At 55.2% G+C, this 1,356-nt stretch carries 1 protein-coding gene and 1 tRNA gene; both read right to left on the bottom strand.

All coding sequences use genetic code 11. The annotated features are described in order from the left end of the window. Positions 1-684: 684 nt before the first annotated feature. Positions 685-761, bottom strand: a tRNA-Arg gene (locus BIS11_RS17710). 60 nt (positions 762-821) lie between these two features. Next, positions 822-1,356 (bottom strand): AEC family transporter (locus BIS11_RS17705; protein WP_253586743.1); only part of this gene is annotated, 535 nt, incomplete at its 5' end.

Raw genomic sequence — 1,356 nt, 5'->3', positions numbered from 1 at the left:
CACCTTTTAGCACCTTTTAGCACCTTTTAGCACCTTTTAGCACCTTTTAGCACCTTTTAGCACCTACATCGAATCACTAGATGACGACTTAGGTTTATGAACAGTGATAGGCCTGTATTACAAAAGATTGGTATATTAAATATGAACTATCAGTATTTTGGTTATTAAAACATCTTATTAGCGAATGAATATTGGCAACCCCCTACTTTAATTATTTATAGCAGTATTGCCCATTTCTATATACCTGTGCAACCCGTTTAGCTGCGACTTTAGACCATTCTGCGCTGGTATGCTTTAGCTCTACAGGATCTTGTTAGGAATGTCCTGTTTAGCTATCGGCCAACCGACAGCCCAGCTTTAGATTATTGCTACCCATCCCATCCCTTAAATGTGCATAACCCAGCATGAATTCACATGATTTACATGCACCCATTTTCACCAGCCAGCCCAGCATTGGCGCGGCGTCGATCGCGGTCGGTGGGTGCCGGGGTGGCAACGGTGCCCTGCACGCCGCTGTCAGCTTCACAAGGCGCGCCCTCTCCATCGGGCTGGCGTCACACGCGAACGCCCCGCACGAAGGCGGGGCGTAGTTGAAGTCATACGTTATTCGATTACCGTGAACGGGCAGACGTTGGCTGCTCGATCACTTACGTATCGCGCTATAAAGAGATGGAGAACAAAAAATGGCGTCCCTGGCAGGAGTCGAACCTGCGACCTGCCGCTTAGGAGGCGGCTGCTCTATCCTACTGAGCTACAGGGACTTGTCGCTTGGATGGGGCGCGTAGTATAGCGCGGTGCCGGCGCCAGGCCAACCGGGCGGGTCAAATCCAGCCGGCCAGGCGAAGTAGGAAGATGCCGAGGGTGATGCTGATGCTCGCCATCAAGGTGGTCAGGGCGATGATGTTGGCGGCGAGGGTCACGTTGCCGTTCATCGCCTTGGTCATCACGAAGCTGGCCGCCGCCGTGGGGCTTGCGAAGAACAGAAACAGAAGCCCCAGCTGCGGGCCGCTGAATCCCAAACCCCAGGCCGCCACGGTGGAGATTGCCGGCAGGATCGCCATTTTCATCAAGCTCGAGCTGAGCGCGACCTGATGGCCGCTGCGCAGGCTGGCCGCGGACAGGGTGGCGCCAATGCAGATCAGCGCCAAAGGCAGCGTCAGCGAGGCGAAATAGTCGCCCGAGGTCATCACCCAGCTCGGCAGCTCGATCGACAGCGCCGTGAAGGGAATGGCCAGCAGGACCGAGATGATCAAGGGATTGGTGGCGATATTCTTGAGCATCGCGCGCCAGTTCGTGGTCTGGCCGGGCTGGTAGACCGAGAGCACCCATACCGAAAGCACGTTGTAGAGCACGATG

The organism is Halomonas sp. 707D4 (assembly GCF_024158685.1).
Taxonomy (GTDB): Bacteria; Pseudomonadota; Gammaproteobacteria; order Pseudomonadales; family Halomonadaceae; genus Vreelandella.
Note: the sequence above shows the minus strand (reverse complement) of the source record. Positions and strands in the feature narration are given on the sequence as shown.